This window comes from Photobacterium sp. 2_MG-2023 (assembly GCF_030547675.1).
In the GTDB taxonomy this organism is placed as follows: domain Bacteria; phylum Pseudomonadota; class Gammaproteobacteria; order Enterobacterales; family Vibrionaceae; genus Photobacterium; species Photobacterium arenosum.
In genome coordinates, this window is the sequence record NZ_JAUOQQ010000057.1 from 1 (window position 1) to 1,216 (window position 1,216).

General features: G+C 46.5%; 1 protein-coding gene. It reads right to left on the minus strand.

What is annotated here, in order from left to right:
* Positions 1-1,144 (minus strand): IS3 family transposase gene (locus Q4491_RS21420; protein WP_303460803.1). Its coding sequence is split into 2 segments (ribosomal slippage), with 1,145 coding nucleotides annotated over them: positions 1-886 and positions 886-1,144; the frame shifts between segments, so codons are not numbered across the junction. This gene is flagged as partial in the annotation.
* Positions 1,145-1,216 lie beyond the last annotated feature (72 nt).

Here is a 1,216-nt window from a genome sequence, read left to right on the forward strand (position 1 = left end):
CAGAATAACCGTTCTGACTCATTTGGCGTCAGACCACCGTTATATTGATGTGGCCTGATCTCGCTGTAATATTCCGTGATGTACTGTGTGATTGAACGCTGCGCCTGGGCAAAATTCTCATATCCTATTGATGGCACCCATTCTGTTTTTAAACTTCGGAAGAATCGCTCCATCGGGCTGTTATCCCAACAATTTCCTCGGCGGCTCATGCTTTGCTCAATCTGATATCGCCAGAGAAGTTGCCGAAATTTCAGACTGGTGTAATGCGAGCCTTGATCACTATGGAACATCACATTTTTCGGCTTCCCTCTTGCCTCAAAAGCTATTGATAGCGCTTTACCCGTTAAGTTGGTATCCGGCGATAGAGACATTGCCCAACCGACGGGTTTTCTTGCAAAGAGATCGATAACCACGGCTAAATAAGCCCAGCGCGTTCCAACCCAAATATACGTGACATCACCGCACCAGACTTGGTTCGGCTCCGTCACGACGAACTGGCGGTCTAATTTATTAGCGACTTCAACATGTTCTTGAGTCGCTTTCTTGTAAGCATGCTTAGGCAGCTGACAGCTCACTAAGCCAAGCTTTTTCATCAACTTACTAGCACGATAACGGCTCAGTGGTATTCCTTTTGTCGTCACTATCTCTGCGATAGTTCGAGCTCCCGCAGAGCCATTACTGATGCGGTACGCGGCTTTAACTTCGCTACATAACTCGACGAAATCAGAATTAATCGCCTTGGGGCGGCCAGACCAATATTTGTAACTGCTTCGATGGATGCTGAACACATCACAAAGTGTAGAAACACTGTGGCTCTGCTTGAGTTTCTCGACTAGCGAGAATTGTTCAGCGAGTCGGACATCAAGAGAGCTGTAGCCTTTTTTAATATTTCATTATGTTCTTCGAGGCGAGCCAATTTCTTCTTTAACTCACGGATCTCGATTTGTTCTGGCGTCATCGGAGAAGCTTTAGGTGAAACGCCTTGCCGCTCTTCTTTGAGTTGGCGAACCCACTTATCCATGGTGGATTTACCGACATTCATTGCCTTGGCTGCTTCAGCTACCGAGTAGCCCTGGTCAAGAACCAACTGCGCGGCTTCAAGTTTAAACTCGGGGCTAAATGTTCTTCTGCTAGGTTTTGTCATTGTGTCACCTGTTAACTTCTGAGGTGATGATATCACCTCTAATCAGGTGGCCAAATTAACTATGCCACTACA